The organism is Hydrogenophaga sp. (assembly GCF_041913525.1).
Classification (GTDB): Bacteria; Pseudomonadota; Gammaproteobacteria; order Burkholderiales; family Burkholderiaceae_C; genus Hydrogenophaga.
In genome coordinates this window covers 564,835-588,665 of record NZ_JAYSFD010000001.1, presented here as the reverse complement: position 1 = coordinate 588,665, position 23,831 = coordinate 564,835, and the positions used below count along the sequence as shown (strand labels likewise).

Sequence of the window (23,831 nt, the reverse complement as noted above, 5' to 3'; positions counted from 1 at the left end):
CGGAAAATTCAGGGGGCGATCAGGGCGTCCAGCACCCCGGCTTGGAAATGGGTGTGAATGAAATCGGCCAGGCCGTCGAACACGGCGTCCAGCGAGGGGGCCGCGGCACCGAACAGGGCGCGCAGCGCGGCCTCGTCTTCCAACAGGCCATGCAGGTACAGGCCCAGCACCTGGCCCGAGGCGTCTTGCCAGCCCAGGCCGGGCAGCACCTCGTGGGCGACGTGGCCGGCGGCCACCATGGCCGGGTGCGGCGCGGTCTGGCCGTGGTGGATTTCGTAGCCGCTCACGGCCACGCCAGACAGCGCGGCCCAGGGGCCGTGCACTTGGCCAAACGCGGTGTGGGTGCGCTGCACGGTTTTGTCGGGCGAGAAGGCGGTGACCAGGGGCAGCAGGCCCAGGCCGGGGGCGTTGCCGTCGATGCCGTGGGTGTCAATGAGGGCCTCGCCCAGCATCTGCAGCCCGCCGCACACGCCCAGCACGCGCCCGCCGCGCTGCACGTGGGCGGCGATCTCGTGGTCAAGCCCCTGCGCGCGCAACCAGGCCAGGTCGGCCGCGGTGGCCTTGCTGCCGGGCAGCACGATCCAGTCGGCCCCGGCGCAATCGGCCGGGCTGCGCGCCCACACCAGGCGCACGCCGGGCACGTTCTTCAGCGGCTGAAACTCGTCCAGGTTGCTGATGCGCGGGTAGGCAATGACGGCCACCGTGGTGTGCACCGCGCCGCTGGCGTGGGCACGGTCGTCGAACACGCCGTCTTCTTCGGGCAGGCCGTGGCGGTACCACATGGGCAGCGTGGCCACGGTGGGCACGCCGGTGAGGGCCTGCAGGCGCTCGGGCGCGGGCGAGAGCAGGCTGGCGTCGCCACGAAAGCGGTTGAGCACAAAGCCGCGCAGCAGCGCGCGGTCGGCCTCGGGCATGAGCGCCCAGGTGCCGTACAGGTGGGCGAAGGCGCCGCCCCGGTCGATGTCGGTGACCAGCAGGCAACGCGCCTGGGCGTGGCGGGCCACGCGCAGGTTCACGATGTCGCTGTCCATCAGGTTGATCTCGGCCGGCGAGCCCGCGCCCTCGATCACCACCACGTCGTTCTCGGCGCGCAGTTCGTCCAGCGCCTGCGAAATGGCGGGCCACACGCGCTCGCTGCGCCCGCGCCAGGGCGTGGCGGTCAGCTCGGCGCTCACCTGCCCCAGCAGCACCACCTGGCTGTGGGTGTCGGCCTCGGGCTTGAGCAGCAGCGGGTTCATGCGAACGTCGGGCTCGGCGCGGGCGGCCAGGGCCTGGAAGTACTGGGCAGATCCGATTTCACCGGCCAGCGACCGAGGCGCCGCCGGGCCGCCCCAAGGCGCCTCAGCCCCCTCGGGGGGCAGCGACCCGCCCAAGCGGCGGAGCGTGGGGGCCACGACCCTGGCGTTGTTGCTCATGTTCTGCGCCTTGAAGGGCGCCACCTTCAGGCCCTGGCGGGCGTAGTGGCGGCACAGCGCAGTGGCCAGCCAGCTCTTGCCGGCGCCGCTGGTGGTGCCCAGCACCATCACGCAGCGCGCGCTCATGCCGGCACCTCCACGCCGATGGCCTGGCGCAAGGCGGCCTGGGTCTCGGGCGCCATCACGCGCAGGCGCCACCAGCCCGGCAGGCCGAATGAGGTGGCATCGCGCAGGCGCAGGCCCCGGGCGCGCAGGGCGGCGGCGTCCAGCGGGTGCGGCGGCTGGGCGCAGAAGAAAGGGGTGTCGCTGGGCTGGCAGGTCCAGCCGGTTTGGGTCATCCAGTGCATTTGCTCGGCCTTCCAGGCGCGCAGGGTGGGCAGGCTGCGGGCCAGCCATTGTTGGGTATCGGGCCGCACCCAGGCGGCCAGCATGGCCACGGCGTGCGCCCCCAGGGGCCACGAGGGCGCCAGCCGCTCCAGGGCCTGCACCTCGGCCTCGGCGCCCAGCGGGGCGATGGCGTAGGCGCCGCGCACGCCCACCAGGCCCAGGGCTTTGTTGGGCGTCCAGAGCTGCCACACGCGGTCCAGCAGCGCGGGCGGCAGGCTGGGGGCGCCGCTCAGGCGCAGGGGCTCGTAGGCGCGGTCCAGCACCACGGTATGGCCAAGCTGGGCCACGCGCTCGGCCAGGGGCTCGGCCTGCCCCAGCGGGCTGCTGGGCTCGGCCAGCCAGCACAGCGCGGCCTGGGCCGGCTCGGGCACCGCCAGCAGGCCCCAGGCCTGGGCGTGGTGGGCGTAGTCGCCATAGGCGTGGCCGGGCCACCAGGCGCTGCGGCCGCCGCGCTGGGCCACCCGGGCGCTCAGGCGGGCGATGGCCTCGCTGCCGCTGGCGGCCAGCAGCACGCGCTGCGGTGCCACGCCATGAAAGGCGGCCAGGGCCAGGCGCAAGGCGGTGTAGGCCGGGTCGGGGTATTGGGTGGCGTCGGCCTGCTGCAGGGCGGCCAGCGCGCTGGGGCAAGGCCCGGCCGGGTGGCTGTTGACCGAAAAATCCCAGCGCACAGCGCCCTGCCCGTCCGGGCCGCCGTGCACGCGCTGCGGCGAAGGGTGGTTCATGCGAGGGCTCCCCAGACCAGCAGCAGCCCAGCCAGCAGGCCCACCGCCCCCACGGCGAACCCGGCCAGTTGCAGGGCCTGGGCCACGTCGGTGGCGATCGGCGCGCGGGCCTGGGCATTGAGCGAGTAGCCACCGGGCTTGCGCAGGCGCACGTCCAGCGCCAGGGCCATGCAGGCCATGGGCCAGCCGCTGTTGGGCGATGGCGTGAGGCGGGCCTGCGCCGGCAAGGCGCGCAGCCGCGCCGTGGGGCGCCGCAAGGCCAGCAGCAAGGCGGTCAGGCGCGCGGGCAGCCAAGAGAGCACGTCGTCGGCGCGGGCGGCCCACTGGCCGGCCCAGGTCCACACCCGCCCGCCGCGCTCACCGGGGTAGCCCCACATGGCGTCGGCGGTGTTGGCGAAGCGGTACAGCGCCGCACCCGGCAAGCCAGCCACGGCGAACCAGAACAGCGGCGCCACCACGGAATCGTTGAGGTTTTCGGCCAGGGTTTCGATGGCGCTTTCGCGCACCTGCGAGTCGTCCAGCGAGGCCACGTCGCGGCTGACCAGCCAGGCCAGGCGCGCACGGCCGGCGGCCAAGCCTTGGCCCAGGGCGGTGTCCACGGCCTGCACCTCGTCGCGCAACATGCGCCAGGCCAGCAGGGGCTTGAGCAGCGCGCCCAGGGCCAGGGCTTGCGCCCACCACGCCCATTCAGACATCGCCGATTGCAAGGCCAGGGCCACCCCGCACACGGCGGCAGCGCCCACGCACCAGGCCACCGCGCCACCCAACCAGGGGCGAAACGCGGGCAAGGTGCTGGCCCCGGCCTGGGGGGCGATGCGCGGGCCCAGCCAGCCCAGGTAATTCCCCATCCACACCACCGGGTGCCAGCGCGTGGGCGGCTCGCCCAGCCAGCGGTCAATGGCCAGGGCCACCAGCACGGCCAGTGGGGCGACCACGGCCAGGCCCTCAGCCACGGGCGGCTCCTGCTTGGTCACTCGCGGGCGCGCCCAGATGGGCGGGCTGGCCCCAGGCGTCTTCAAACACCAGGCTCTCCAGCGGGCAACGCTGCGCCCAGCCCTGCTGCTGCAGCATGGGCTCTGGGTAAAACCCGTGCACCGGCCCGATGCACAGCAGCGCCACTGGCTCGGCCCCCTGGGGCATGCCCAGCAGGCGGGCCACGGCGGCGGGGTCGAAGATCGACACCCAGCCCATGCCCAGCCCTTCGGCGCGCGCGGCCAGCCACAGGTTCTGGATGGCGCAGGCGGTGGAGGCCAAGTCCATCTGCGGCATCGTGCGCCGGCCGAACACGTGGCGCTCGCGGCCATCGGCCAGCGCCACGGCCCACACCTCGGCGGCGTCCATCAGGCCTTCCACCTTCAGGCGCATGAACTCGTCTTCGCGCTCGCCCAGGGCGCGCGCGGTCAGCACCCGCTCTTGTTCCACCAGGGCCTGCAGCTCGGCGCGCAAGGCGCGCGAGGCCACGCGCACAAAGCGCCAGGGCTGCATGAAGCCCACGCTGGGCCCGTGGTGCGCGGCCGTGAGCAGGCGGCGCATCACCTCGGGCGCCACGCGGCCGCCCGCGAAGTGGCGCATGTCCCGCCGCTCGAAGATGGCGCGGTACACCGCCTCGCGCTCGGCGGGCGAGAAGGCCTGGTCTGGTGCGGGCTGGGGCTGCATGGCAATGGGCGGTCAGTCTTCGATGCCGCGCTGCGCCGGAATGCCGGCCTGGTAGGCATGCTTGACCAGGCGCATCTCGGTGACGGTGTCGGCCAGTTCGATGATCTCGGGCGGGCAGCGCCGGCCAGTCAGGCACACGTGCACGTCGCGCGGGCGCTCGCGCAGCGTCTGCAGCACGTCGTCCAGCGGCAGCCAGCCGTAGATCAGCGGGTAGGTGATTTCGTCCAGCACCACCAGGAAGTGCGTGCCGGCCAGGATGGTGGCCTTGGCGCGCGCCCAGCCGTCGCGCGCGAGCTGGGCGGAATGCTCCAGGTCTTGGCTTTTCCAGCTGAAGCCGTCGCCCAGGCCTTCGATGGGCAGGCCCAGTTGCTCAAACATGCGGTGCTCGCCAAAACGCGCGCTGGGCACCTTCATGAACTGGTAAATCTTCACCGGCTTGCCGTGCACGTGCTGGCGGCCGTGGGCGCGCAGGGCCAGGCCGAAGGCGGCCGTGCTTTTGCCCTTGCCGTCGCCGGTGTTCACGATGAGCAGGCCGCGCCGGTCACCGCTGGGCTTCTCGACGTTGCGTTCGGTGGGGGGCGATTCGATTTGCATGGTTCGGTTCTCTGAAAACGGTCAGATGGGCAGCGCCACCCAGCGCTCGCCCACGGCTTGAATGGAAATGCGGTGCTCGAACACCGCCTCAAGGGCGCGGTGCGCTTCGGGCACCTGGGCCGGCCCGGCGTAGGCCACCTGGCCCTGGCGCAGCACCACCAGGTCATCGGCCAGCAAGGCCATGCCCACTTCGTGCAGCACGCTCACCACGGTGCGGCCCTGCCCCACCTGCTGGCGCACCAGGTGCCACCAGTCGGCCTGGTGGGGCGGGTCAAGGTTGGCCAGGGGTTCGTCCATCAGCATCACCTGGGCCTGCACCGCCAGCAAACGGGCCAGCAGCACGCGCTGGCGCTCGCCGCCGGAGAGCGCGCCCATGGGGCGCTGGCGCCAGTCCCAGGCCTGGGTGGCGCGCAGGGCCTGCTCCACGGCCTGGCGGTCGGCCTCGCTGGGGCTGGCCAGCCAGCCCTGGTGCGGCAGGCGGCCGAGCATGGCCACGTCCCACACGCTGAGGTCTTCGGCGCCGTGTTCGCCCTGCCCCAGCCAGGCCAGCGCTCGGGCGCGCTCGCGCCCCGGCCACTGCGCGAGCGGGCGGCCCAGCAGGCTCACTTGCCCCTGGTGGGGCAGCAGGCCCGCCATGGCCTTGAGCAGGGTGGACTTGCCCGCCCCGTTGGGGCCGGCGATGCAGGTCCAGCGGCCGGGTGCCAGTGAAAGCGACACGCCACGCAACACCGGGCGGTCGCCCAGGGTGACGCACAAGTCTTGCGCCTGCAGCGCGGGGGTCTGGCGCGGCGCGCTCACAGCACCCCCCCAGCCGCGCGGCGGCGGTGCATGAGCCACAGCAGGTAGCTGCCGCCCAGGGCGGCGGTGAGCACGCCCACCGGCAGTTCTTGCGGCGCCAGCAGCCAACGCGCCAGCACGTCGGCCGCCATGAGCAGCAACCCACCCATGGCCGCGCTCAGCAGCACCAGGCGGGTGTGGGTGGTCTTGACGATGGAGCGCACCAGGTGCGGCGCGGCCAGGCCCACAAAGGCGATCAGGCCGGTCTGCGCCACGGCCGCGCCGGTGCACAGGGCCAGCACGGCCACCAGCGCCAGGCGGGCCGCCGGCAGCGGCAGGCCCAGGCTGTTGGCGGTGGCCTCGCCCAGGGCCAGGCCGTCGAGCACGCGCCCCAGCGCGGCGGCGGCCAGGGCGCCGGCCAGCAAGGCGCCGGCCATCACCGCCACGGCGGGCCAGCCCACGAAGCCGGTGCTGCCCAGCATGAAGCCTTGCATGGCCTGCAGGGTGTCGGGCTGGGCGATGGTGACCAGGTCGCGCGCCGCGCCCAGCACCACCCCCACGATCACGCCGGCCAGCAGCAGGCGCAGGGTGTGCTGCACGCCGCGCGCCAGCACCAGGGTGAGCGCCACGCCCAGCACCGCGCCGGCGAAGGCCGCACCCGTCATGCCCAGGCGCACCAGCCAGGCGGCGGCAAAAGGCGAGCCGCCCCACCACGCCAGCGTGAGGGCCACGGCCAGGGCCGAGCCCGAGGCGCTGCCGAGCAAATAGGGGTCGGCCAGGGGGTTGCGAAACAGGCCCTGCGCCACGGCGCCAGCCAGGCCCAGCAAGGCACCGGCCACCCAGGCGCCCAGGGTGCGCGGCAGGCGGATGTCCCACAGAATCTGCGCGGCCACCGGGTCGTGCCAGGCGCCCCAGACGCTGGCCCAGCCGGTGCTGCCCACGCCCACGCCCACCATCGCCAGCACACTGGCGGTGAGGGCAAGGGCCAGTGCCAGCCAGGCGCTGCGCGCACCGTTCATGGCGTCCCCTTGCTGGCGATGCAGCGGGCCATCAGGCGCGCGGCCTCGGCCATGCGCGGGCCCGGGCGCACCAGCACGTCGGACTCGTCGCGGTTGAAGATGCACACGCGCTGGTCGCGCACGGCGCGCATCTGCGGCCAGCCTGGGCGCGCGCCCAGGTTGGCCGCGTGGTGCGAGCCGATCATGATCAGGTCGGGGTCGGCGCGCACCACGTACTCAGGGTTGATGCGCGGAAACGGCCCCAGGTCGGGCGTGACGATGTTGCTCACGCCCATGCGGGCCATCAACTCGCCAATGAACGACGACGGCCCGGCCGCGTAGCCCCCGGTGCTGACCTCGTAGTACACCCGCAAGGGCCGGCTGCGCGGCGGCAGCGACTGGGCCGCGGCCCCCACACCGGCCTCGATGGCGCGCCACACGCGATCGGCGTCAGGCACGGCCAGCAACTGCCCCAGCGTGCCCAGCACGCGCCGGGCGTCGGCCGCGCTCTTGGTGTCCAGCGCCACCACCTTCAGGCCCAGCGCCTCCAGGCGCAGCGCGGCGCGCGACGAGGTGGACATCAGCACCACGTCGGGCCGCAGGGCCACCACCGATTCGATCTGCGGGTCAAGCCCGCCGCCCAGTTGCGGCAGGCGCCGCACCGAGGCCGGGTAATTCGAGTACCGGTCCACGCCCACCAGCCGGTGGCACTGGCCCAGCTCGCACACGGTCTCGGTGAGCGAGGGCAGCAGCGACACGATGCGCTGTGGCGCTTGCGGCAAGGCCACGCGCACGCCGCGGTCGTCGGTGATCTGCACGCCCTGGGCATGGGCCAGGTTGACCAGGCCGGCCAGCGCCAGCAGGCCGCACAGCAGCCAGCGCCACAGGCTGGCCCAAGTCTTAGGCATGGTTGTCCTTCAAGGTAAGGGACAGGCCCGCGGCCATCAGGGTGGCCCGGGGGCACACCGCCGCCAGGGCCTGGTTGGCGTGGCCCAGGGCGTCCACGAAGGCGCGCACCTCGCGCCCCATGGGGATCACGCCCCAGCCAATTTCGTTGCTCACCAGCACCACCGGGCCAGGCGCGGCGGCCACGGCCTCGCACAGCGCGCGCACCGGGCCTTGCGGATCGGCGGGCTCGCCCTGCATGGGCATGAGCAGGTTGGTCAGCCACATGGTGAGGCAGTCCACCACCACCAGGGTGTGGGCGCGGCTGTGCTGGCGCACGGCCTCGGCCAGGGCCAGGGGCTCTTCCACGGTGCTCATGCCGGGCAGGCGCTGGGCGCGGTCTTGCTGGTGGCGGGCGATGCGTTCGCGCATCTCGTCGTCCCAGGGCTGGGCGGTGGCGATGGTGACGGCGCGGTGCGCGGGCGAGGCGCTCAACCAGCGCATCGCAATGGTCTCTGCCCGGCGCGACTTGCCGCTGCGCTGGCCACCCAGCACGAACTCGCTGCAAAACACCTCAGCCATGGGCCACCATCCAGTCGCGCACGAGGCGGTGCAACTGGGCCACGCCATCGGTGAGGGCGGCGGGGCCGGGCTGCAGGATGTCGGCCGACTTGATCTCGAAGAGCTGCCCGTCGCGCACGGCGGGCACGTCTTGCCAGCCGGGGCGGGCCGCCACTTTCTCGGGCCGGAATTTCTTGCCGCACCACGAGCCCACGATGATGTCGGGCTGGCGGCGCACGATCTCCAGCGGGTCGGCGATGATGCGTTGCTTGCCCATGGCCTGTAAGGCCAGCTCGGGAAACACGTCGTCGCCACCGGCCACGCCGATCAGCTCGGACACCCAGCGAATGGCGCTGATCGGCGGCTCGTCCCACTCTTCAAAGTACACGCGCGGGCGCCGCTTGCCCTGCGCCTGCAGGGCCGCCACCTCGGCCCGCATGGCGGCCAGGCTGGCGCGGTTGGCCTCGATCCAGGCCAGGCCCGCCTCGGCGCAGCCCACCATGGCGGCCACCTGGTACAGCATGCCGTGGATGGCGTCGATGCTGCGCTGGTTGAACACCGTCACCTGCACGCCAGCGCGAATCAGCTCGGCGGCGATGTCGGCCTGCAGGTCAGAAAAGCCGAACACGCAGTCGGGCGCCAGCGCCAGGATCTTGTCGATCTTGGCGTTCAGGAAGGCGCTGACCTTGGGCTTCTCTTCGCGCGCCCGGCGCGGGCGCACGGTGTAGCCACTGATGCCCACGATGCGCGCCTCCTGCCCCAGCAGGTAGAGCCACTCGGTGGTTTCTTCGGTCAGGCACACGATGCGTTGCGGCCCGGGCAGCGTGGCAGTGGTCATGCAGGCTCCGGCAAGAACAAGGACGCGGCGGCCGCAGGCGCCGACGCGAACCAGGCATGGAAATAACTGGCCCCGACGGGACCGTGGCGGTACACCGCCTCGCCCGGCCCCACGGCGCCACCGCGCACCGCCAGCGTCTGCGCGGCGGGCACCAGCGGCGTCTCGGTGCGAGAGTAGTGGAAGGTGTGGCCGCGCAGCGAGCCGGCGGGCAGGTCGAGCTGCTGCGGGCCGAGCGCGGCCAGGCGCTTTTGCATCACCACGCGCCCGGGCAGCAGGCCCCAACCGGCGTGGGTCTGCTCGGCCTGGTCCACCAGCTCGTCAAACAGCGCCATCATGCCGCCGCACTCGGCCCACAGCGGCCGGCCGGCGGCCACGTGCGCGGCCAGGCTGGCGCGGCATTGCGCGCCCTGGGCCAGGGTGGTGGCGTGCAGTTCGGGGTAGCCCCCAGGCAGCCACACCGCGTCGCACGCGGGCAGCGGCTCGTCGGCCAGGGGCGAGAAATACACCAGGCGAGCCCCCATGGCCTGCAGCACATCGAGGTTGGCCGGGTAAATGAAACAGAAGGCCGCGTCGCGCGCCACCGCCACGGTGCGCCCCGCCAGCAGGGGCGGCGTGTCGACGGGCTGCGCGGGCGGCGCGAACTCGGTGGCCCAGCGCGCCAGGTCGGCCGTGTCCATGCGGCCCAGCAGGGTGTCGGCCAGGGCATCGGCGGCAGCGTCAAGCCGGGCCATGGCATCGGGCAGTTCAGCGGCCACCGTCAGGCCCAGGTGGCGCTCGGGCAGGCTGAAGCGGGCATCGCGCATCACCGCGCCCAGCCACGACGAGGCCGCCGCGTCGCCGGGCCCGGCCTGCAGGGCCTGCTCCAGCATTTGCGCATGGCGCTCGCTGGCCACCCGGTTGGCCAGCACCCCGGCCCAGGGCATGCCCGGGCGGAAGTGCTGCAGGCCGAAGGCCAGGGCGCCAAAGGTGCCGGCCATGGCCGAGGCGTCGATCACCGCCAGCACGCGCAGGCCCAGGCGCTGGGCCAGGTCGGCGGCGCTGGGTTCGCCATCGAACAGGCCCATCACGCCCTCGACCACAATCAGGTCGCTCTCGCGGGCCGCCTCGTGCAGGCGCTGGCGTGCGTCGTCCTCGCCGGTCATCCACAGGTCGAGGTTGTGCACCGGCTGGCCGGTGGCCAGCGTGAGCCAGTGCGGGTCCAGAAAATCGGGCCCGCACTTGAAGGCCCGTACCCGCCGCCCGGCCCGCGCGTGCAGCCGGGCCAGGGCACTGGCCACGGTGGTCTTGCCCTGCCCGGAGGACGGGGCGGCCACGAGAACGGCGGGACAGGACACGGCGGCTGGGGTCATTCGCTTCTCACTTAACGAGGGGCCCAGGTCAGGCCCAGGTAGAAGGTGCGGCCGGCGGTGGCGTAGCCGCGCGCGGTCTGGTAGTCCTTGTTGGCCAGGTTGTTCACCCGCGCCAGCAGGGTCCAGTCGCGCGCCACTTCGGTGCTGGCGCTGAGGTTGAACAAGGTGTACCCGCCCAGTTCGTTGCGGTTGGCCACGTCGTCAAAGCGCGAGCCCACGGCCTGTACCTCGCCGCCCAGCTTCCAGCCGCCCACCCGGGTGTCGGCCAGCAAGGTGGCCTGGCGGCGCGCACGGCGCGGCAGGCGCTTGTCGGTGATGGCGTTGCGCGGGTCCATCCAGTCCACCGAGCCACTGAGGTTCACGGCCCCCACCTGGGTGGCAGCGGTCAGGGTGACACCGCGGTACAGCGCCTCGCCCACGTTGCCATAACAGCCGGGGTAGGTGCCCGTGCCGTTGATGCAACTGCCCGGCCCGCTGAGGTAGTCGATCAGGTTATCCACGTGGTTGCGGTAGACCACCACGCCCACCTTGTTCTGGCCCGACTGCCAGCGCAGCCCGGCCTCGACGTTGCGCCCGGTCTCGGCCTGCAGGTTGGGCGTGCCGTAGATGCTGAAACGCTGGAAGAGCGTGGGCGCGCGAAACGAAGTGCCGGCCGACGCGGTGGCGCGCCAGGCGGGCGAGATGTCGTAGCCATAGGCCAGCGAGCCGGTGGTGTGGGTGCCGAACTCGCTGTCGTTGTCGCGTCGGGCGTTGGCTTGCAGGGTATGTGCCCCGGCGCGAAGGGTGTAGCCCAGGGCCAGCGCGTTTTGCGAACGGCGCGTGAGCGAGGGGGTGGTGCTCAGGTTGGTGAGATGGTCTTCGCGGCGCTCCAGGTCCAGGTTGAAGCCATGGCCACCCAGCTTCCATTCGTTTCGCAGCCAATACGAATCGACCTGGGTCTCGGTCTCATAGGGCGAGGGCATGGTTTCGTAGCGCTCGGTGCCGCGAGACAGGCCCACGCGTGTGCTCCACACCTCGCTCCAACGGGCCGCCCAGTTCAGGCCCAGGGTGCGCAGTTCCTGCACGGTCTGGTCGTCCTGGCCTGGCGTGAAGCCGTCGTAGCGGCCTTTCTGGCGGCTGTCCAGGAAGGTCAGGTTGAGCTGGTGGCCAGTGGCGGGCTTCCAGCCCAGACGGCCCGATACCGAGTGGCTGCGGTAGCCGTCGCGATCGGGGTTGCCCGAGGGCTTGGCGTTGAAGCCGTCGCTGCGCTCCGTGGCCAGGCCCAGCGAATAGTCCACCGCGCCCTGCCCGCCGCGCAGCGAGGCGCTGAGGTCGTGCGTGTGGTGGGTGCCCACGCCAGCGTGAATCGAGGGGAAAAAGCCCTCCTCGCCCTGACGGGTGAAGAGTTGCACCACGCCGGCCACCGCGTCAGAGCCGTACACGGCCGCGGCCGGCCCACGCAGCACCTCGATGCGCTCGATGTGCGCCAGCGGAATGCCCTGCCAGGACGCCCCGCCGGTGGACTGGGAGTCCACCCGCACGCCGTCCACGAACACGGCGGTGAAGCGCGTCTCGGCACCGCGCAGGAAAACGCTGGTGGTGGACGCCGCGCCACCGTTGGTGACGATGCTCACGCCAGGCAGACGGGCCAGCACCTCGGCCACCGAAGCAGCACCGCTGCGGTCAATGGCCTCGCGATCGACCACGGTGACGTCGGCCACCACGTCGGTGATGGGCTGCTCGGTGCGGTTGGCCGAGACCACCACGGCATCCAGGGCGGCAACGACCACCGCGTCGGTGGCTGGGGCAGCGTGGGCAGCGCCCACGCACAGCGAAGCACCCGCCAGGACGACAGGCGAGAGCGCGGCCATGGCGGCGCGCGAAGAAGAGCGATTCATGTGAGTTAACGATTGACAGTGTCCTCACCGCCTTCCCCGACGGTGCATGGACGTCACGGCGGCGCCTTGCGGCGCCACCACCTCGTTGGCCGGTATCCGGGCTGGCAGAACAACCTCCATCGCCTTCCCAGCGCACGTGTGCGCGCCAGTGACCGATTGATGGAAGCGGAGCACTCGGCCCGGGTGGGGCCAAGGGTCTCGTCTGCTTACCGTTGCGGGGGCAGCGCAGGTTAGGTCGGGCCGTGTGGAACCCTTCCCTCCTGCTTCCCGTTGAACTGCGGCATGAGAACCACGCCGCGAGCACCAACACCGGGCATTCTACGGTACCCCCTCGGGTGCCCGCCCTACAATGCCCCGAATTGCGAGCGCGCCCATGTCCAACCAGACCCCCATCGACCAGCTCACCGAACGCGTGGAACGCCTGTTGCTGCGACACGAAGAGTTGCAGCGCACCAACCAGTTGCTGATGGAGCAGGTGCAGGCCCTGAGCGCCGAGCGCGACTCGCTCAAGTCACGGCTGCTTGCCGCGCGCGCCCGCGTCGACGCCCTTCTCGACCGCCTGCCAGGCCAGCACAACGCCGCGCCTGAAGCCCCCCAAGACCGCCCATGAGCAACAAGCCCAACCACCAGCAGATGGAAGTCCAGATCATGGGCCAGAGCTACCTGCTGTCCTGCCCCACCGGGGGCGAAGCCGCCTTGCTGGAGGCCGTGAACCGGGTGGACGTTGCCATGTGCCGCATCCGCGACGCAGGCAAGGTGAAGGCGCGCGACCGCATCGCCGTGCTGGCCTCGCTCAACCTGGCCTTCGAACTCGCCCAGAAAGAGGCCGAACCGCAGGCGCAGGCCATGCCCACGCCGAGCGAGACCACCGCGCCGAACGACCTTGACCCCGCCTTGCACACCAAGGTGCAAAGCCTGATCCAGCGCCTGGACCAGACCCTCGGCCAAGACGGCCAACTCATCTGAGGCCCGCGCGTCCGACCGCCTCGGGCGATCGACGGGTGGGCCAATTCCCACCCTTGCGGCGGCCCTACAATGGCGACTGTCTGCAAGGCCGCCGGGCTTTATATTCCTGCAACCAATGCTCTTAGAGCCCGGGCTTGGTACATTGCGTGGCTGGTGCGAGCGTCTCGCGTCAGACGAACCCGAAGCCTCGTTGCCCTCGCCCACCTGAACCCCGGTTCAGGATGCCGGCCTGGTGGCACTTGCAGACACCTTTCATGTCGATCGAACCCCTCCTCGTTCTCGAACTGGCCATCCTCGGCCTTGGCACCGGTTTCCTCGCAGGCCTGCTCGGCATCGGCGGGGGCATGTTGATGGTGCCCTTCATCACCTTCATCCTTGGCGCCCGCGGCGTGTCGCCCGACCTGGCCGTCAAGATGGCCATCGCCACGTCCATGGCCACCATCATCTTCACCTCGGTCTCCAGCGTGCGCGCGCACCACAAGCGCGGCGCCGTGCGGTGGGACGTGGTCAAGCGCCTGGCGCCCGGCATCGTGCTGGGGGCCGCCGTGGCCAGCCTGGGTGTGTTCGCGGTGCTCAAGGGTTCTTGGCTGGCGCTGTTCTTCGCGCTGTTCGTGAGCTTCTCGGCCACGCAAATGCTCATCGACAAAAAGCCCAAGGCCTCTCGCACCCTGCCCGGCACGGCCGGCCAGTTGGGCGCGGGTGGTGCCATCGGCTTCCTGTCGGGGCTGGTGGGTGCCGGCGGCGGCTTCGTGAGCGTGCCCTTCATGACCTGGTGCAACGTGCCCATCCACAACGCCGTGGCCACCAGCGCCGCCCTGGGCTTTCCGATTGCCCTGGCCAATGCCCTGGGCTACATCGTCTCAGGCCAGAACGTGGCCAACCTGCCGGCGGGTTCGCTGGGCTACATCTACCTGCCCGCGCTGCTGGTGATCGCCTGCGCCAGCGTGCTCATGGCCCCGCTGGGCGTGAAGGCCGCGCACGCGCTGCCGGTGAAGGCGCTCAAGCGCGTGTTCGCCAGCGTGCTCTACCTGCTGGCGGCCTACATGCTCTACAAGGGCCTGATGGCTTGATGGCCTGATCACAGCGCCCGGTCGGCCACCACCATGCCGTCTTCGTCGGCATAGAGCCAGTCTCCGGGTCGCACCCACACGCCCTGCACCTGCACCGGCACGTCGCGCTGGCCTTCCTGGCGCTTCTCGGTGGGCATGGGCATGCTGGCCAGGGCGCGAATGCCCACCTGGCACGCCGCCAGCTCACCCACGTCGCGCACACAACCGTCAATGACCACACCGGCCCAGCCGTTGCGCGCAGCGGCCGCGCCCAGGTTGCCCCCCAACAAGGCCTTGCGAAGCGAAGCGCCACCGTCCACGACCAACACGCGACCCTCACCCGGGCTGTCCACCGCGGCCTTCACCAGGGTGTTGTCTTCAAAACATTTCACCGTGACCACGGGCCCCGCGAAACGGCGCAGCGCGCCATAGTCGCGGAACACCGGCGGCAGCACGCGAAAGGCGCCAGAGGTGTCGGTTTTGTGGGCATCGCAGAGGTCGCAAGTGGGGGTGAATTCGGCAGCGCTCATGGGCATTTCCCTTCGGTTGAAACGGCAGCGATTGTGTGGCGAGAGCACCGCCCTCGCGGCCCATCGGCGCACGCACCACGCATGACTGTTGTTTTCCCCGCCAAAAACGCGCATTTCCCCTCTGAAAACTCGCGCGAAAAAGGCCTTCGCACCTTGGATTGCCCCGGCATCTCCATTAGCATGGCTGCACCAGTGCGATAGCGCGTTCATCCACTGGCGAATAGACCACTTCTAGAAGGATCATCAACCATGGCAACTGCAAAGAAAGCGCCGGCCAAGAAGGCCGCTGCACCGGCAAAGAAAGCGGCTCCGGCCAAGGCCGCCGCCGCACCGGCGAAGAAGGCCGCTCCGGCCAAGAAGGCAGCCGCTCCGGCGAAGAAAGCCGCCCCGGCCAAGAAGGCAGCCGCTCCTGCGAAGAAGGCCGCTCCGGCCAAGAAGCGCACGCCCAACGCCGCCTTCATGAAGGCCCTGACCCCCAGCGCCGCCCTGGCCGCCATCGTGGGCGCCAGCCCGCTGCCGCGCACCGAGGTGACGAAGAAGGTGTGGGAATACATCAAGAAGAACAAGCTTCAGGACGAAGTGAACAAGCGCATGATCAACGCCGACGCCAAGCTGAAGGAAATCTTCAAGAAGGCCCAGGCGTCCATGTTCGAGATGACCAAGCTGGTCAACGATCACCTGAAGTGATCCCAGTTGCCTTCGGGCAACCCAACACAAAGCCGGCCCCGCGCCGGCTTTGTTGTTTCTGAGGGCACGCGCCCGTCACCAGCGCGATGGCAAGGGCTTGAGCAGGTGAATCCAGCGGTCACGCACCGCGATGTAGCCGCCGTTTTCCAGGTCTTTGAGCAGGCGGCTGATCATCTCGCGCGAGCAGGCCAGGTGATGCGCCATTTGCTGATGGGTCAGGCGCTCACGCAGCGCTCGGTGGCCGTGCTCGTTGGCTGGCATGGCCAGCTTCTCCAGCAAGAGCACCAAACGCCCGTACACGTCGATCAAGGCCACGCTGCGCGCGCTTTCGGTGGCCAGGCGGGCGCGGCGGATCAGCCGGGCCATGAGTTGCAAGGCGAACTCGGGGTGCTGGGCGATGTACTGCAACAGGGTGGCGCGGCTCACCACGGAACACACCGTGGCCTCCAGGGCCTCCACATTGGCCGAGCGGGGCCCTCCGTCCAGGGCCATTTCGCCCACGTATTCCATGGCGCCGAAAACCCCTAGCGTCAACTCTCGCCCTGAGGCATCCGCCAGGTAGGCCCGCAAGCGGCCCTTGAGCACCACGAACAAGGTGTCGCCCGTGTCGCCCTCTTGGATCAGCAGGGCACCGCGGCGGTAGGTGCGCGGCACGCCCATGGACGCCAGCGCCTCGATGTGGAGTTTGTCTTCGGTGATCGGGGCGTCGGCTGTTTGGGGCATCCAGTGGCGTCAGGGCTAGGCGTCAAGCCTGGGATTCTGCGGCACTGGTGTGACGATGCGCAAGGCGGGAACCACGGGGGGCAGGCTGTTGATGCGCTGCAGGAGTTTGCGGATGCTAGGCACGCCGGCCTTCTCGCGCAGGGTCTTGATCTGGCTTCGCACGGTGGACACGGCCACGCCGTTCTCCTGCGCGATCTCATTGATGACCAGGCCCCGGCACAGGGCCAGCATCACGCCCTCCTCACTCGGGCTCAGGGCCAGGGTGCGCGCAAACATGCGCACGGCCAGGTTGTCGCAGGTGCTTTGGCGCGACAGCATCACCAACACGCTGGGGCTCGTGTCTTCCAGCGGATGGGCCAGCGGATTGAACGTGAGGGAGAGATCGCGCTCGCCTTGCGTGAGCAACACCAGGCGGCGCTGGCCACGCAACGCCGCCTCAAGTGCCAGGCGAATTTTGGTGTCGTGCGCAGGGTCGCCGGATGACAGCACCCCATCGCAGGCGCGCAGAAAATCGCGTCGCCCCAACTCCACCCGCGCCAGGTGGTTGCTGTGCAGGATGTGCCCATTTGAATTGAGCACGATCATGCCGTAGTCAATTTCATCGAAGGCACGCAACAGGTGCCGCATGGTCAGGCCAAGCTCGTTGGTCTCGGGGCTTGCCGCTCCCCGAATGTCCCAGTGAAGGTCTCTGGCGTAGGGCAAGGTGTTGCGTGCGTCCATGCCCACATGCTGGCGCCTTCGCCGGGCTGGCGCTGTGCCAGCTTGCCAACGGGTTTGTGATGTATTCACCAACCTGTTGGCAAGGAAGGGTCACGCGGTTCGCCGGCCCACGCCCACGGCCGCGATCACCGACAGCCCCAGCACCAGCGCGCCACCGGCCAGGGTGGCGGCGTACCAGCCTCGGTCCATGAGCAGGCCAAACACCAGCGGTGACACCGCGAAGCCCACGTCAAGCCCGGAATACACCGTGCCATACACCCGGCCGGTGGCGCCCTTGGGCGTGGCGCGCTTGATCATCATGTCGCGGCTGGGCCCGCCCACGCCAACGGCAAAACCCGTGGCCGCCAGCGCAGCCATGGTGCCGGAGCCGCCCAGCCAGCCGGTGGCGCACACCAGCATGAGCGCAGCGCCCGCCAGCATGGCCCAGGCCACCACGCGATCGCTGGAGAGGTGCGAGCGCTGCCCGTAAGCCGCCACGAAGCCGCCCACCAGCATGCCCAGCGCACTGCACAGCATGTAGGCGCTCACGGTCAGGGTGGCGGCCTCCACGCTCACGCCATAGAGGGCCTTGAGGATGGACGGTGCAAAGCTTTGCACCACCGCCAGGGTGACGGTGGACAACAGAAAGAAGGCAAAGCACCACCACACCACCGGCAGGCGAAGAAAGGCCAGATCAGAAACCGCTGCGGCGTGGCTTGGCTTGGCCACCACCTCGGTCTTGAGGTGGTGGCGCTGCCAGAACATCAAGGCCAGCACACCGGCGTACAAGACCGCAGCCGCGTAATACGCCGTGCGCCACTGACCCAGTGACGCGATGCCCACCAGGAACACCGGCGCCAGCGCCCAGCCCAGGCTGCCGGTGAGACCGTGGACGCTGAAGGCGTGGCCCAGGCGCGCCGAGGAGACCCGCTGGTTGAGGATGGTGAAGTCGGCCGGGTGAAACGGCGCATTGCCCAGGCCAGCCAGCACGGCCACGCCCATCAGGCCGGCGTAGCCATTGGCCTGCGAGGCCACCAGGGAGGCGAGCAGGAAGCAGAAAACGGCGGCAAAGAGCACCGGGCGGGCGCCCACGCGATCGACCAGAAAGCCCGAGAGGGCCTGGCCGGTGCCCGAGATCACGAAGAACACCGTCATCAGCAGGCCGACATCGGAATACGTGAGCCCGAAGTCGCGGATGAACAGCGGGAACAGCGGCGCCAGCAGCAGGTGGGAGAAGTGCGAGGTGGCGTGGGCCAGGCCCACCAAGCCGATCACGGCGGCGTCTTGTTTGAGGGGAACGGAAGGTGGCGATGGCGGCAGTGCGCCAGTGGTAGCGGTCGTCATGCCCCGATGGTAGGCCGCCAGACCCCCGGGGGTAGGTCAGGCCACGAGGCGGTCGACCGAGACTGTCGCCGAGGCGACGCGAGCGGTCTGAAGGATGGCACCGGGCACCCCCACTGGGCGCAGCAGGCGGTCTTGCACCAGGCGCAGGCAGATGCGGCGCGTCATGGAATGGGTCTGCCCGCCCTGGCTCACGAACATGAACAGGGTGCGCTTGGGGTTGACCCACACCAGTTCGGCGCGCAGCCAATCGCGGTGGGAATACAGGTCAACCCAGTCACCGGTGCTCAAGCCGTCCAGCACTTCGTCCGGAGTGGCCTGAGCGGCTTGCGTCTCGGTCACTTCGGCCGAGGCCACCAGGGTGCCGGGCGCCAGTGTCGAGGCCTCCAGCGCCTGTGGCTGGGTGGGCAGGGTGTCCTCGAAACCCGCGGCCTCTTGCTCGGCCACGGCAAGCCATGGGGATTCGGCCGCGCGTGGGGTGCGCTCCTCTGGCGTGGCGGGCTCGGGCTCGACGTAGTTCACCGGCTCAGGCTCAATCGCCACGGGCGCCGCCCCAAGCGGCAGGCCTTTGGCCTGCACTCGCTTGCGCGCGCGCAGCAACCCCAGTGCGGGCTCGTGCAGGTGCATCAGCGCGTCAAAGAAAGCACGCCCCTCCTCCGGGGACTGGCCCAGGCGATGAAGCCCGCGCTGCAGGCCCTGCAACAAGCCGGGCAACAGCCGGAACAGTCGGGCTGGGTCGTTGAGGGTGTCGTCCTTGCGAATGCTCCAGAGCAGATCGCTCAGGGTCTTGTCGTGCTGAGCCGCCTCGGCAGCGGCGGCGGCCGGGTTGGCGATCTCGGCCTCTGCCAGGGCCAGGGCCCAAGGTCCGTACAAGAACTCCAGCACGAAGGCGGGAGCCCCCTCGATGTCGGGGCGCTGGCTGATGGTGCGGGCTATCTCAAGGGCTCGGGCTTGCCGGCGATCGGCGCGTTGCACAGTCTGAAGGCCCGCTTGTCGCCGTTCCATTTCGGCGCGGTCTTCCTGGGCCCAGGCCTCCATCAGATCGGCCAGTACGTGGGCGAACATCAACGGGTGATCGATGCGCATGGCGTTCAGCGCATTGATGGCGTCGCGAACCGGCGCAAAGAAGGCCGCAAACTCGGGCGAGAACTCGTCGTTGTAACGGAAGCTGCGGGCGCTGATGTGCTCGACCATGGCGCGCGCGGCATGGCCTTGCTGATGGAAATAGCGCGGCTCGGGCAGCACCAGGCGCAGCAAGGCCGGCTCAAGCGCCACCACCGCCTCACGCACGGGCGCCAGAAGAAGGGGATCACTGGCCACCTGCCCCACCATCAGGCGCACCATGTCCAGGCCCACGGCCTGCGACACCTCGCTGGCCTGCGCCTTGAGCTCCAGCAGCACCCGCGCCCGCTCATGCGGGTAAGCCATCTCGCCCCAGTCGGCCTCACTGAGCACGCTGTCCACGCCAACCTGCCGCGTTGGGCGGTCCACGGCGGCCAGCCCCTGGTGGCGGTGCCGGGCCGCCAGCACCGCGGCTTCGTCGTGCCGGTAACCCTGCGCCGCCCCTTCCACTGTGGCGCGCTCGCGCGCCAGGGCCGCGCGGTATTCGCTGCCCAGGGCCTGGTCGAAATAGGGGTCTTCCTCTTGGAGGAATCGGTCAAACACCGACGGTTCCAAGGTGCTGTGGACGCGCGCCAGTTCGGTGTGGTCGCCTCCGGTGCCGTCCACCGGTGCGGGGGCAGGCGCCTGAGGCAGGCGAGGCATGCCCGGCAGATCGAACCACTCGTCCAGGAGACCGTGCCCCGTGGCAGGCGCCTGTTCCGGCACCTTGCCGGCGGGCGTGTCGTGAACCAGGCGAACGTGGTACCCGCCCGCTTGCGACTGCTGCAGGATGGCCGCCAGGTCGCTGTACAGCGCCCGCAGCTCTCGCGCCAGGGGCTCGGCCAGGGCGCGAAGCCACTGGGCGCGCACCGCAGGATCGGGCTCACTGGCCAGCATCAGTTCGCGGATCGCCCCCAGGAAGACCGAGGGTCGCAAGGGGTTCTTTCGCCGCGCTGGTCGCACCCCTTCGAGCAAAGGCCCCATGCGCGCGTCCAGCGCCGCCAGCTCGGGCTCGGCCTGGGTGGCCACCGCCTGCAGCGTGCGGCGAAAGGCCACCTGCTCCAGTTGGTCGGCCTCGTCCAGCAAGGCCAAGAGACTGGAGTCGCCCATCAGGCCCATGCGCGAGGTGGCTGCGTCATCGGGCCGCTCCGTCAAGGCCCGCAGGCGCAACACCAGCCGCTGCCCCCAGACCATCTTGTGGCGCATCAGGGCCATCCACACGGGCGAGCAAGACTCGATGACCTTCATCTCACGCCCCGGCGACACCGACGCCAGGTGCTCGGCGATCATGTGGTCAAGGCAGCGTGCCAGCATGCCTGGCGCGCGCGAGATCGCGTCGTCAAGGCATTGCTGAAGCAGGGAGAGGCGGGCCTTCATGGCGATCGGCTGGGCCATGGCGGCCCTTGTTCGTGACAGATTTCACGTTTTATCAGCCGAAGCGCCTGGCATTGAAGCCGTGGGCGATGGCCTGCCCCGCAGGCCCGATGACCGGCCCTGCCATCCCCGAGCCGGCGATGGTGGCGCGATGCCTTAGTTCAAAGGGCTGACAGGGCCGCGCCCGCCAACGCGCAGCCGAGCACCACCACCACCGGGCCTGCACGCGTCTTCATCAAGACGAGCCAGGCCACTGCAGCCAGGGCAGCATCGCCCCAGCCGGCAACAGCGGCCGGCCACATCGGGTGCACCCACGCCGCCAGCAGCAAGCCCACCACGCCGGCGTTCACGCCGGCCATGCTGGCCCGCAGCCCAGGGCGCTGGCGCCAACCGGCCCAGAACGGCAGTGCCCCCACCAGCACCAGGGCGGCCGGTGCGAACAGGGCCAGCAGCATCACCAGCCCGCCTTGCCAGCGCGACAGACCGCTCAGAACGGCCGGCTCCATGGCCGCCCCCAGAAAAGCCGCGAAGGTGAACAAAGGCCCTGGCACCGCCTGCGCCGCCCCATAGCCCGCCATGAAGTCGGTGGCCGACACCGCCCCCGCAGGCACCACCGAGGCCTGCAACCACGGCAACACCACATGCCCCCCACCAAACACCAGCGCCCCCGCCCGGAAGAAGCCGTCTATTTGGGCCCACAGTGGAAGGTACGTCCACGCGGCCAGCAGAGGCAGCGCCACGAGCAGGCCAATGAACACCAGCAGGGCCAGGGCGCCGGTGCGCGCTGACGGCGCGCGCATGGGCGCCGATGCCCCCTCTCCCGCCTTGCCCACCCAGCCGCCACCCCAACGCCAGCCCACCAGCGCGCACAAGACCAGGGGCAGCAACTGTCCGGCCCAGGCCGAGCCTCCCAGCCACGCCGGCCATGCCAGGGCCAGGGCGGCCGTGCCGAGCGCCAGCGCCCGGCGGGTGGCGTCGGGGGTGAGTTGCCGGGCCATGCCCCAGATGGCCTGCGCCACCACCGCCAGCGCCGCCAGCTTCAGGCCCTTGAGCGCGCCTTGCCACCATGGCGCCTGGGTGGCGTCGCCCAGTGCCACCACGCCATAGGCCAGGGCGATCAAGGCCAGCGCCGACGGCAAGGTGAAGGCCAGCCAGGCGGCGGCCATGCCGGCCCAGCCCGCCCTCCCCCACCCAAGGGCCATGCCCACCTGGCTGCTCGCGGGCCCGGGCAAAAACTGACACAAGGCCACCAGGTCGGCGTAACTGGCTTCGTCAAGCCAGCGGCGTTTCACCACGAACTCATGGCGGAAATAGGCCAGGTGGGCCACCGGCCCCCCAAAAGAGGTGAGGCCCAGGCGCAGAAAGGCCCAAAACACCTCGAACACACCCCCGCTTGGCGGGACAATTGCTGGCTTGCTTTGCATGATGCGCGCGAGCATAGCGAGCCTGGCAGACACCGCCATGACTTCTTCACGGCACTGTCATGCCAGCTCGGCAAGCTCGACGGCCACGCCCCGGCATGGCACTTGCAAGCGCCTGCCCCAAGATGATGAAAAGAACGCTGTACGCCAAGACACCCCTGGCCTGGGAGGCCTTGTCCCGCCCCGACGCGGTGGACCGGGACACCCACGCCCTGCTGCTGATGGCCAACGGGCGCCGATCGGTGCACGAGCTGTGTGTGCTGCTGGGCAAGGACATCAGCGTGCTGGCCTACGAACTGGCGGGCCAGGGCTACCTGAAGGTGGTGCTGCCACCCAGCTCACCACCTGACGAGGAACCCCACAGCAGCTTCACGAATTGAAGGCCGTGGCCATCGCGCTCAGGCCCAGCGCCTGAGCCAGGCCATGAGGCGGCGCCACCGATCACCATAGGGCGGGTAGAACAGGTGGCCCAGGCCCAGGCGGGATTGGGTGAACACCGCCTTCTGGTGGCAGAACCGCAGGAAGCCGGTTTCGCCGTGGTAAGCGCCCCAGCCACTCTCGCCCACGCCACCGAAGGGCAGGTTCTCGTGGGCCACGTGCATCAGCGTGTCGTTCACGCTCACGCCACCGCTCACGGTGCGCTTGAGCACACGGTCACGGGCGGTGGTGTCGCGCCCGAACCAATACAAGGCCAGCGGCCGAGGCCCGGCGTTGATGTGCGCCACGGCCTCATCAGGCGTGTTGCAGGTGAGCACCGGCAGCACCGGCCCGAAGATCTCATCGCGCATCAGGCGCGTCGCCGGCGGCAAGTCGAATACCAGCATCGGCGGCATCTGGCGCTGGCCTTCGGGTGGCAGATCGCCCAGCACCACCACCCGCGCGCCGGCCTGACGGGCCTCGTCCACCATGGCCTGCTGTCGGGCCAGGTAGCGCTCGGACACGATGGCCGCGTAATCGGGGTTGCCCACCAGCGTGGGAAACAGCCGCTGCACGGCCTGGGCATAGGCGCGCTCAAACTCGGCCTCGCGCCCTCGCGGCAGCAGCACGTAGTCGGGCGCGATGCAGGTCTGCCCGGCGTTGAGCAGCTTGCCGTGGGCGATCTTGGTGGCAGCGTCGGCCAGGTCGGCCGAGGCATCGATCACGCAGGGCGACTTGCCACCCAGCTCCAGCGTGGTGGGGGTGAGGTTGGCGGCCGCCGCCTGCGCCACCAGGCGCCCCACGTGGGTGGAGCCGGTGAAGAACAGGTGGTCAAACGGCAGCGCGCTGAACTCGGTGGCGATGTCCACGCCGCCCTGCACCACGCAGAACTCCTCGGCCGCGAACGCGCCGTGCACCAGCTCGGCCAGCAAGGCCGAGGTGTGGGGCGTGATCTCACTGGGCTTGAGCATGACCCGGTTGCCGGCGGCCAGGGCGGTGGCCGCCGGCCCCAGCGAGAGCTGAACCGGGTAGTTCCAGGGGGCGATGACCCCCACCACGCCCAGGGGCTGGCGCATCACCTGAGCGCGCGCGGGCCAGAGGTACCAGGGCGTGGGCGCGCGGCGCGCACGCATCCAGCGCGGCAGTTGCCGCTGCAACTGGCCCAGGCCGGCGCGCAGCACGAACAGGTCGGCCACCTCGGTGAGTTCTGGGGAACGGACGCCGAAATCGGCCTGCACGGCCTCGGCCAGGCGATCGCCGTGCTGTTCGATCAGGTCGCGCACACGGGCCACGCGGTCGGCCCGCGTGGCCAGGGGCACATCCACCTCACGGCGGCTGGCCTCGCGCTGGGCATCGAACAGCGCGCGCATGGGTAACGTGGGGGGTATCTGGGTCATTTGGCCATGATAGGCCGCTGACCCGCGGGCGTGTAGGGCCACGCCCGCATGTCCCCCTCCATCCGTC

General features: G+C 70.4%; 24 protein-coding genes and 1 riboswitch. Of the genes, 5 read left to right on the top strand and 19 right to left on the bottom strand.

Annotated elements, in window-relative coordinates; all coding sequences use genetic code 11:
• Nucleotides 1–8: 8 nt before the first annotated feature.
• Genes ACE3RQ_RS02660 through ACE3RQ_RS02605 form a run of 12 tightly spaced genes read right to left on the bottom strand, consistent with a single transcriptional unit; the run spans nucleotide 9 to nucleotide 12,059 of the window.
• Nucleotides 9–1,541 carry a cobyric acid synthase gene (locus ACE3RQ_RS02660; RefSeq protein WP_374519620.1) on the bottom strand — a complete coding sequence of 511 codons (1,533 nt, stop codon included), beginning with the start codon at nucleotides 1,539–1,541 and terminating at the stop codon, nucleotides 9–11.
• On the bottom strand, nucleotides 1,538–2,524 hold the full coding sequence (locus tag ACE3RQ_RS02655) for an aminotransferase class I/II-fold pyridoxal phosphate-dependent enzyme (RefSeq protein ID WP_374519618.1): 987 nt from the start codon (nucleotides 2,522–2,524) through the stop codon (nucleotides 1,538–1,540). The genes ACE3RQ_RS02660 and ACE3RQ_RS02655 overlap by 4 nt, the downstream gene beginning before the upstream one ends.
• A complete protein-coding gene (cbiB, locus tag ACE3RQ_RS02650) occupies nucleotides 2,521–3,498 on the bottom strand; it encodes an adenosylcobinamide-phosphate synthase CbiB (RefSeq protein WP_374519616.1) in 978 nt (325 codons plus the stop codon). Before cbiB ends, ACE3RQ_RS02655 begins: the two co-directional genes overlap by 4 nt.
• The gene (bluB, locus tag ACE3RQ_RS02645) at nucleotides 3,470–4,180 is read right to left on the bottom strand and encodes a 5,6-dimethylbenzimidazole synthase (RefSeq protein ID WP_374519614.1); all 711 of its coding nucleotides are present in this window, start codon (nucleotides 4,178–4,180) and stop codon (nucleotides 3,470–3,472) included. The genes cbiB and bluB overlap by 29 nt, the downstream gene beginning before the upstream one ends.
• Before the next feature lie 12 nt (nucleotides 4,181–4,192).
• Nucleotides 4,193–4,774: a cob(I)yrinic acid a,c-diamide adenosyltransferase gene (gene cobO, locus ACE3RQ_RS02640; protein ID WP_374519612.1), complete on the bottom strand. Its 582-nt coding sequence runs from the start codon at nucleotides 4,772–4,774 to the stop codon at nucleotides 4,193–4,195.
• 21 nt (nucleotides 4,775–4,795) lie between these two features.
• Nucleotides 4,796–5,572, bottom strand: a complete 777-nt coding sequence (locus ACE3RQ_RS02635) for an ABC transporter ATP-binding protein (RefSeq protein ID WP_374519610.1) — start codon at nucleotides 5,570–5,572, stop codon at nucleotides 4,796–4,798.
• The gene (locus ACE3RQ_RS02630; protein WP_374519608.1) at nucleotides 5,569–6,570 is read right to left on the bottom strand and encodes a FecCD family ABC transporter permease; all 1,002 of its coding nucleotides are present in this window, start codon (nucleotides 6,568–6,570) and stop codon (nucleotides 5,569–5,571) included. Before ACE3RQ_RS02630 ends, ACE3RQ_RS02635 begins: the two co-directional genes overlap by 4 nt.
• Nucleotides 6,567–7,457 (bottom strand): ABC transporter substrate-binding protein, encoded by an 891-nt coding sequence (locus ACE3RQ_RS02625; protein ID WP_374519606.1) that lies wholly within the window; start codon nucleotides 7,455–7,457, stop codon nucleotides 6,567–6,569. The genes ACE3RQ_RS02630 and ACE3RQ_RS02625 overlap by 4 nt, the downstream gene beginning before the upstream one ends.
• Nucleotides 7,450–8,016: a bifunctional adenosylcobinamide kinase/adenosylcobinamide-phosphate guanylyltransferase gene (locus tag ACE3RQ_RS02620; RefSeq protein WP_374519604.1), complete on the bottom strand. Its 567-nt coding sequence runs from the start codon at nucleotides 8,014–8,016 to the stop codon at nucleotides 7,450–7,452. The genes ACE3RQ_RS02625 and ACE3RQ_RS02620 overlap by 8 nt, the downstream gene beginning before the upstream one ends.
• The gene (locus ACE3RQ_RS02615; RefSeq protein WP_374519603.1) at nucleotides 8,009–8,833 is read right to left on the bottom strand and encodes an ABC transporter substrate-binding protein; all 825 of its coding nucleotides are present in this window, start codon (nucleotides 8,831–8,833) and stop codon (nucleotides 8,009–8,011) included. Before ACE3RQ_RS02615 ends, ACE3RQ_RS02620 begins: the two co-directional genes overlap by 8 nt.
• The gene (locus ACE3RQ_RS02610; protein ID WP_374519601.1) at nucleotides 8,830–10,182 is read right to left on the bottom strand and encodes a cobyrinate a,c-diamide synthase; all 1,353 of its coding nucleotides are present in this window, start codon (nucleotides 10,180–10,182) and stop codon (nucleotides 8,830–8,832) included. Before ACE3RQ_RS02610 ends, ACE3RQ_RS02615 begins: the two co-directional genes overlap by 4 nt.
• Before the next feature lie 11 nt (nucleotides 10,183–10,193).
• The gene (locus tag ACE3RQ_RS02605) at nucleotides 10,194–12,059 is read right to left on the bottom strand and encodes a TonB-dependent receptor domain-containing protein (protein ID WP_374519599.1); all 1,866 of its coding nucleotides are present in this window, start codon (nucleotides 12,057–12,059) and stop codon (nucleotides 10,194–10,196) included.
• Nucleotides 12,060–12,128: 69 nt separating this feature from the next.
• A riboswitch (cobalamin riboswitch) is annotated at nucleotides 12,129–12,382 on the bottom strand.
• A 50-nt stretch (nucleotides 12,383–12,432) separates the two neighbouring features.
• Between ACE3RQ_RS02605 and ACE3RQ_RS02600 the strand changes: the two genes are divergently transcribed.
• The 3 genes from ACE3RQ_RS02600 to ACE3RQ_RS02590 all read left to right on the top strand — a co-directional run bounded on the left by ACE3RQ_RS02600 (nucleotide 12,433) and on the right by ACE3RQ_RS02590 (nucleotide 14,095).
• On the top strand, nucleotides 12,433–12,669 hold the full coding sequence (locus ACE3RQ_RS02600; protein WP_374519597.1) for a DUF904 domain-containing protein: 237 nt from the start codon (nucleotides 12,433–12,435) through the stop codon (nucleotides 12,667–12,669).
• Nucleotides 12,666–13,025 carry a cell division protein ZapA gene (locus ACE3RQ_RS02595; RefSeq protein WP_374519596.1) on the top strand — a complete coding sequence of 120 codons (360 nt, stop codon included), beginning with the start codon at nucleotides 12,666–12,668 and terminating at the stop codon, nucleotides 13,023–13,025. The genes ACE3RQ_RS02600 and ACE3RQ_RS02595 overlap by 4 nt, the downstream gene beginning before the upstream one ends.
• Nucleotides 13,026–13,279: 254 nt before the next feature.
• Entirely contained in the window at nucleotides 13,280–14,095 is an 816-nt protein-coding gene (locus ACE3RQ_RS02590; protein WP_374519595.1) for a sulfite exporter TauE/SafE family protein, read from the top strand.
• 8 nt (nucleotides 14,096–14,103) lie between these two features.
• On the opposite strand, the gene rraA is transcribed toward ACE3RQ_RS02590, so the two are convergent.
• Nucleotides 14,104–14,604: a ribonuclease E activity regulator RraA gene (rraA, locus tag ACE3RQ_RS02585; protein WP_374519594.1), complete on the bottom strand. Its 501-nt coding sequence runs from the start codon at nucleotides 14,602–14,604 to the stop codon at nucleotides 14,104–14,106.
• 249 nt (nucleotides 14,605–14,853) lie between these two features.
• Between rraA and ACE3RQ_RS02580 the strand changes: the two genes are divergently transcribed.
• Nucleotides 14,854–15,291 (top strand): SWIB/MDM2 domain-containing protein, encoded by a 438-nt coding sequence (locus ACE3RQ_RS02580; protein ID WP_374519592.1) that lies wholly within the window; start codon nucleotides 14,854–14,856, stop codon nucleotides 15,289–15,291.
• A 75-nt stretch (nucleotides 15,292–15,366) separates the two neighbouring features.
• Here ACE3RQ_RS02580 and ACE3RQ_RS02575 read toward each other — a convergent pair whose 3' ends face one another.
• The 5 genes from ACE3RQ_RS02575 to chrA all read right to left on the bottom strand — a co-directional run bounded on the left by ACE3RQ_RS02575 (nucleotide 15,367) and on the right by chrA (nucleotide 21,968).
• Nucleotides 15,367–16,014, bottom strand: coding sequence for a Crp/Fnr family transcriptional regulator (locus ACE3RQ_RS02575; protein WP_374519590.1), 648 nt, complete (start codon nucleotides 16,012–16,014; stop codon nucleotides 15,367–15,369).
• Nucleotides 16,015–16,029: 15 nt separating this feature from the next.
• A complete protein-coding gene (locus ACE3RQ_RS02570; RefSeq protein ID WP_374519588.1) occupies nucleotides 16,030–16,734 on the bottom strand; it encodes a helix-turn-helix transcriptional regulator in 705 nt (234 codons plus the stop codon).
• A gap of 90 nt (nucleotides 16,735–16,824) precedes the next feature.
• On the bottom strand, nucleotides 16,825–18,057 hold the full coding sequence (locus tag ACE3RQ_RS02565; RefSeq protein WP_374519586.1) for an MFS transporter: 1,233 nt from the start codon (nucleotides 18,055–18,057) through the stop codon (nucleotides 16,825–16,827).
• A gap of 36 nt (nucleotides 18,058–18,093) precedes the next feature.
• Nucleotides 18,094–20,550, bottom strand: a complete 2,457-nt coding sequence (locus ACE3RQ_RS02560) for a DUF1631 family protein (protein WP_374519584.1) — start codon at nucleotides 20,548–20,550, stop codon at nucleotides 18,094–18,096.
• Nucleotides 20,551–20,690: 140 nt separating this feature from the next.
• Nucleotides 20,691–21,968 carry a chromate efflux transporter gene (gene chrA / locus ACE3RQ_RS02555; RefSeq protein WP_374519694.1) on the bottom strand — a complete coding sequence of 426 codons (1,278 nt, stop codon included), beginning with the start codon at nucleotides 21,966–21,968 and terminating at the stop codon, nucleotides 20,691–20,693.
• A gap of 80 nt (nucleotides 21,969–22,048) precedes the next feature.
• On the opposite strand from chrA, the gene ACE3RQ_RS02550 reads away from it, so the two are divergent.
• The gene (locus ACE3RQ_RS02550; protein WP_374519582.1) at nucleotides 22,049–22,330 is read left to right on the top strand and encodes a hypothetical protein; all 282 of its coding nucleotides are present in this window, start codon (nucleotides 22,049–22,051) and stop codon (nucleotides 22,328–22,330) included.
• A gap of 18 nt (nucleotides 22,331–22,348) precedes the next feature.
• Here the strand turns inward: ACE3RQ_RS02550 and ACE3RQ_RS02545 are convergent, their stop codons facing one another.
• Nucleotides 22,349–23,764, bottom strand: coding sequence for a coniferyl aldehyde dehydrogenase (locus ACE3RQ_RS02545; protein WP_374519580.1), 1,416 nt, complete (start codon nucleotides 23,762–23,764; stop codon nucleotides 22,349–22,351).
• Between the last annotated feature and the right edge of the window lie 67 nt (nucleotides 23,765–23,831).

Bases quoted from the DNA above. Each gene is read 5' to 3' on its own strand.
- ACE3RQ_RS02660 (WP_374519620.1), bottom strand. From the start codon at position 1,541: ATGAGCGCGCGCTGCGTGATGGTGCTGGGCACCACCAGCGGCGCCGGC.
- ACE3RQ_RS02655 (WP_374519618.1), bottom strand. From the start codon at position 2,524: ATGAACCACCCTTCGCCGCAGCGCGTGCACGGCGGCCCGGACGGGCAG.
- bluB (WP_374519614.1), bottom strand. From the start codon at position 4,180: ATGCAGCCCCAGCCCGCACCAGACCAGGCCTTCTCGCCCGCCGAGCGC.
- cobO (WP_374519612.1), bottom strand. From the start codon at position 4,774: ATGCAAATCGAATCGCCCCCCACCGAACGCAACGTCGAGAAGCCCAGC.
- ACE3RQ_RS02630 (WP_374519608.1), bottom strand. From the start codon at position 6,570: ATGAACGGTGCGCGCAGCGCCTGGCTGGCACTGGCCCTTGCCCTCACC.
- ACE3RQ_RS02625 (WP_374519606.1), bottom strand. From the start codon at position 7,457: ATGCCTAAGACTTGGGCCAGCCTGTGGCGCTGGCTGCTGTGCGGCCTG.
- ACE3RQ_RS02620 (WP_374519604.1), bottom strand. From the start codon at position 8,016: ATGGCTGAGGTGTTTTGCAGCGAGTTCGTGCTGGGTGGCCAGCGCAGC.
- ACE3RQ_RS02615 (WP_374519603.1), bottom strand. From the start codon at position 8,833: ATGACCACTGCCACGCTGCCCGGGCCGCAACGCATCGTGTGCCTGACC.
- ACE3RQ_RS02610 (WP_374519601.1), bottom strand. From the start codon at position 10,182: ATGACCCCAGCCGCCGTGTCCTGTCCCGCCGTTCTCGTGGCCGCCCCG.
- ACE3RQ_RS02605 (WP_374519599.1), bottom strand. From the start codon at position 12,059: ATGAATCGCTCTTCTTCGCGCGCCGCCATGGCCGCGCTCTCGCCTGTC.
- ACE3RQ_RS02600 (WP_374519597.1), top strand. From the start codon at position 12,433: ATGTCCAACCAGACCCCCATCGACCAGCTCACCGAACGCGTGGAACGC.
- ACE3RQ_RS02595 (WP_374519596.1), top strand. From the start codon at position 12,666: ATGAGCAACAAGCCCAACCACCAGCAGATGGAAGTCCAGATCATGGGC.
- ACE3RQ_RS02590 (WP_374519595.1), top strand. From the start codon at position 13,280: ATGTCGATCGAACCCCTCCTCGTTCTCGAACTGGCCATCCTCGGCCTT.
- rraA (WP_374519594.1), bottom strand. From the start codon at position 14,604: ATGAGCGCTGCCGAATTCACCCCCACTTGCGACCTCTGCGATGCCCAC.
- ACE3RQ_RS02580 (WP_374519592.1), top strand. From the start codon at position 14,854: ATGGCAACTGCAAAGAAAGCGCCGGCCAAGAAGGCCGCTGCACCGGCA.
- ACE3RQ_RS02575 (WP_374519590.1), bottom strand. From the start codon at position 16,014: ATGCCCCAAACAGCCGACGCCCCGATCACCGAAGACAAACTCCACATC.
- ACE3RQ_RS02570 (WP_374519588.1), bottom strand. From the start codon at position 16,734: ATGGACGCACGCAACACCTTGCCCTACGCCAGAGACCTTCACTGGGAC.
- ACE3RQ_RS02565 (WP_374519586.1), bottom strand. From the start codon at position 18,057: ATGACGACCGCTACCACTGGCGCACTGCCGCCATCGCCACCTTCCGTT.
- ACE3RQ_RS02560 (WP_374519584.1), bottom strand. From the start codon at position 20,550: ATGGCCCAGCCGATCGCCATGAAGGCCCGCCTCTCCCTGCTTCAGCAA.
- chrA (WP_374519694.1), bottom strand. From the start codon at position 21,968: ATGCTCGCGCGCATCATGCAAAGCAAGCCAGCAATTGTCCCGCCAAGC.
- ACE3RQ_RS02550 (WP_374519582.1), top strand. From the start codon at position 22,049: ATGGCACTTGCAAGCGCCTGCCCCAAGATGATGAAAAGAACGCTGTAC.
- ACE3RQ_RS02545 (WP_374519580.1), bottom strand. From the start codon at position 23,764: ATGACCCAGATACCCCCCACGTTACCCATGCGCGCGCTGTTCGATGCC.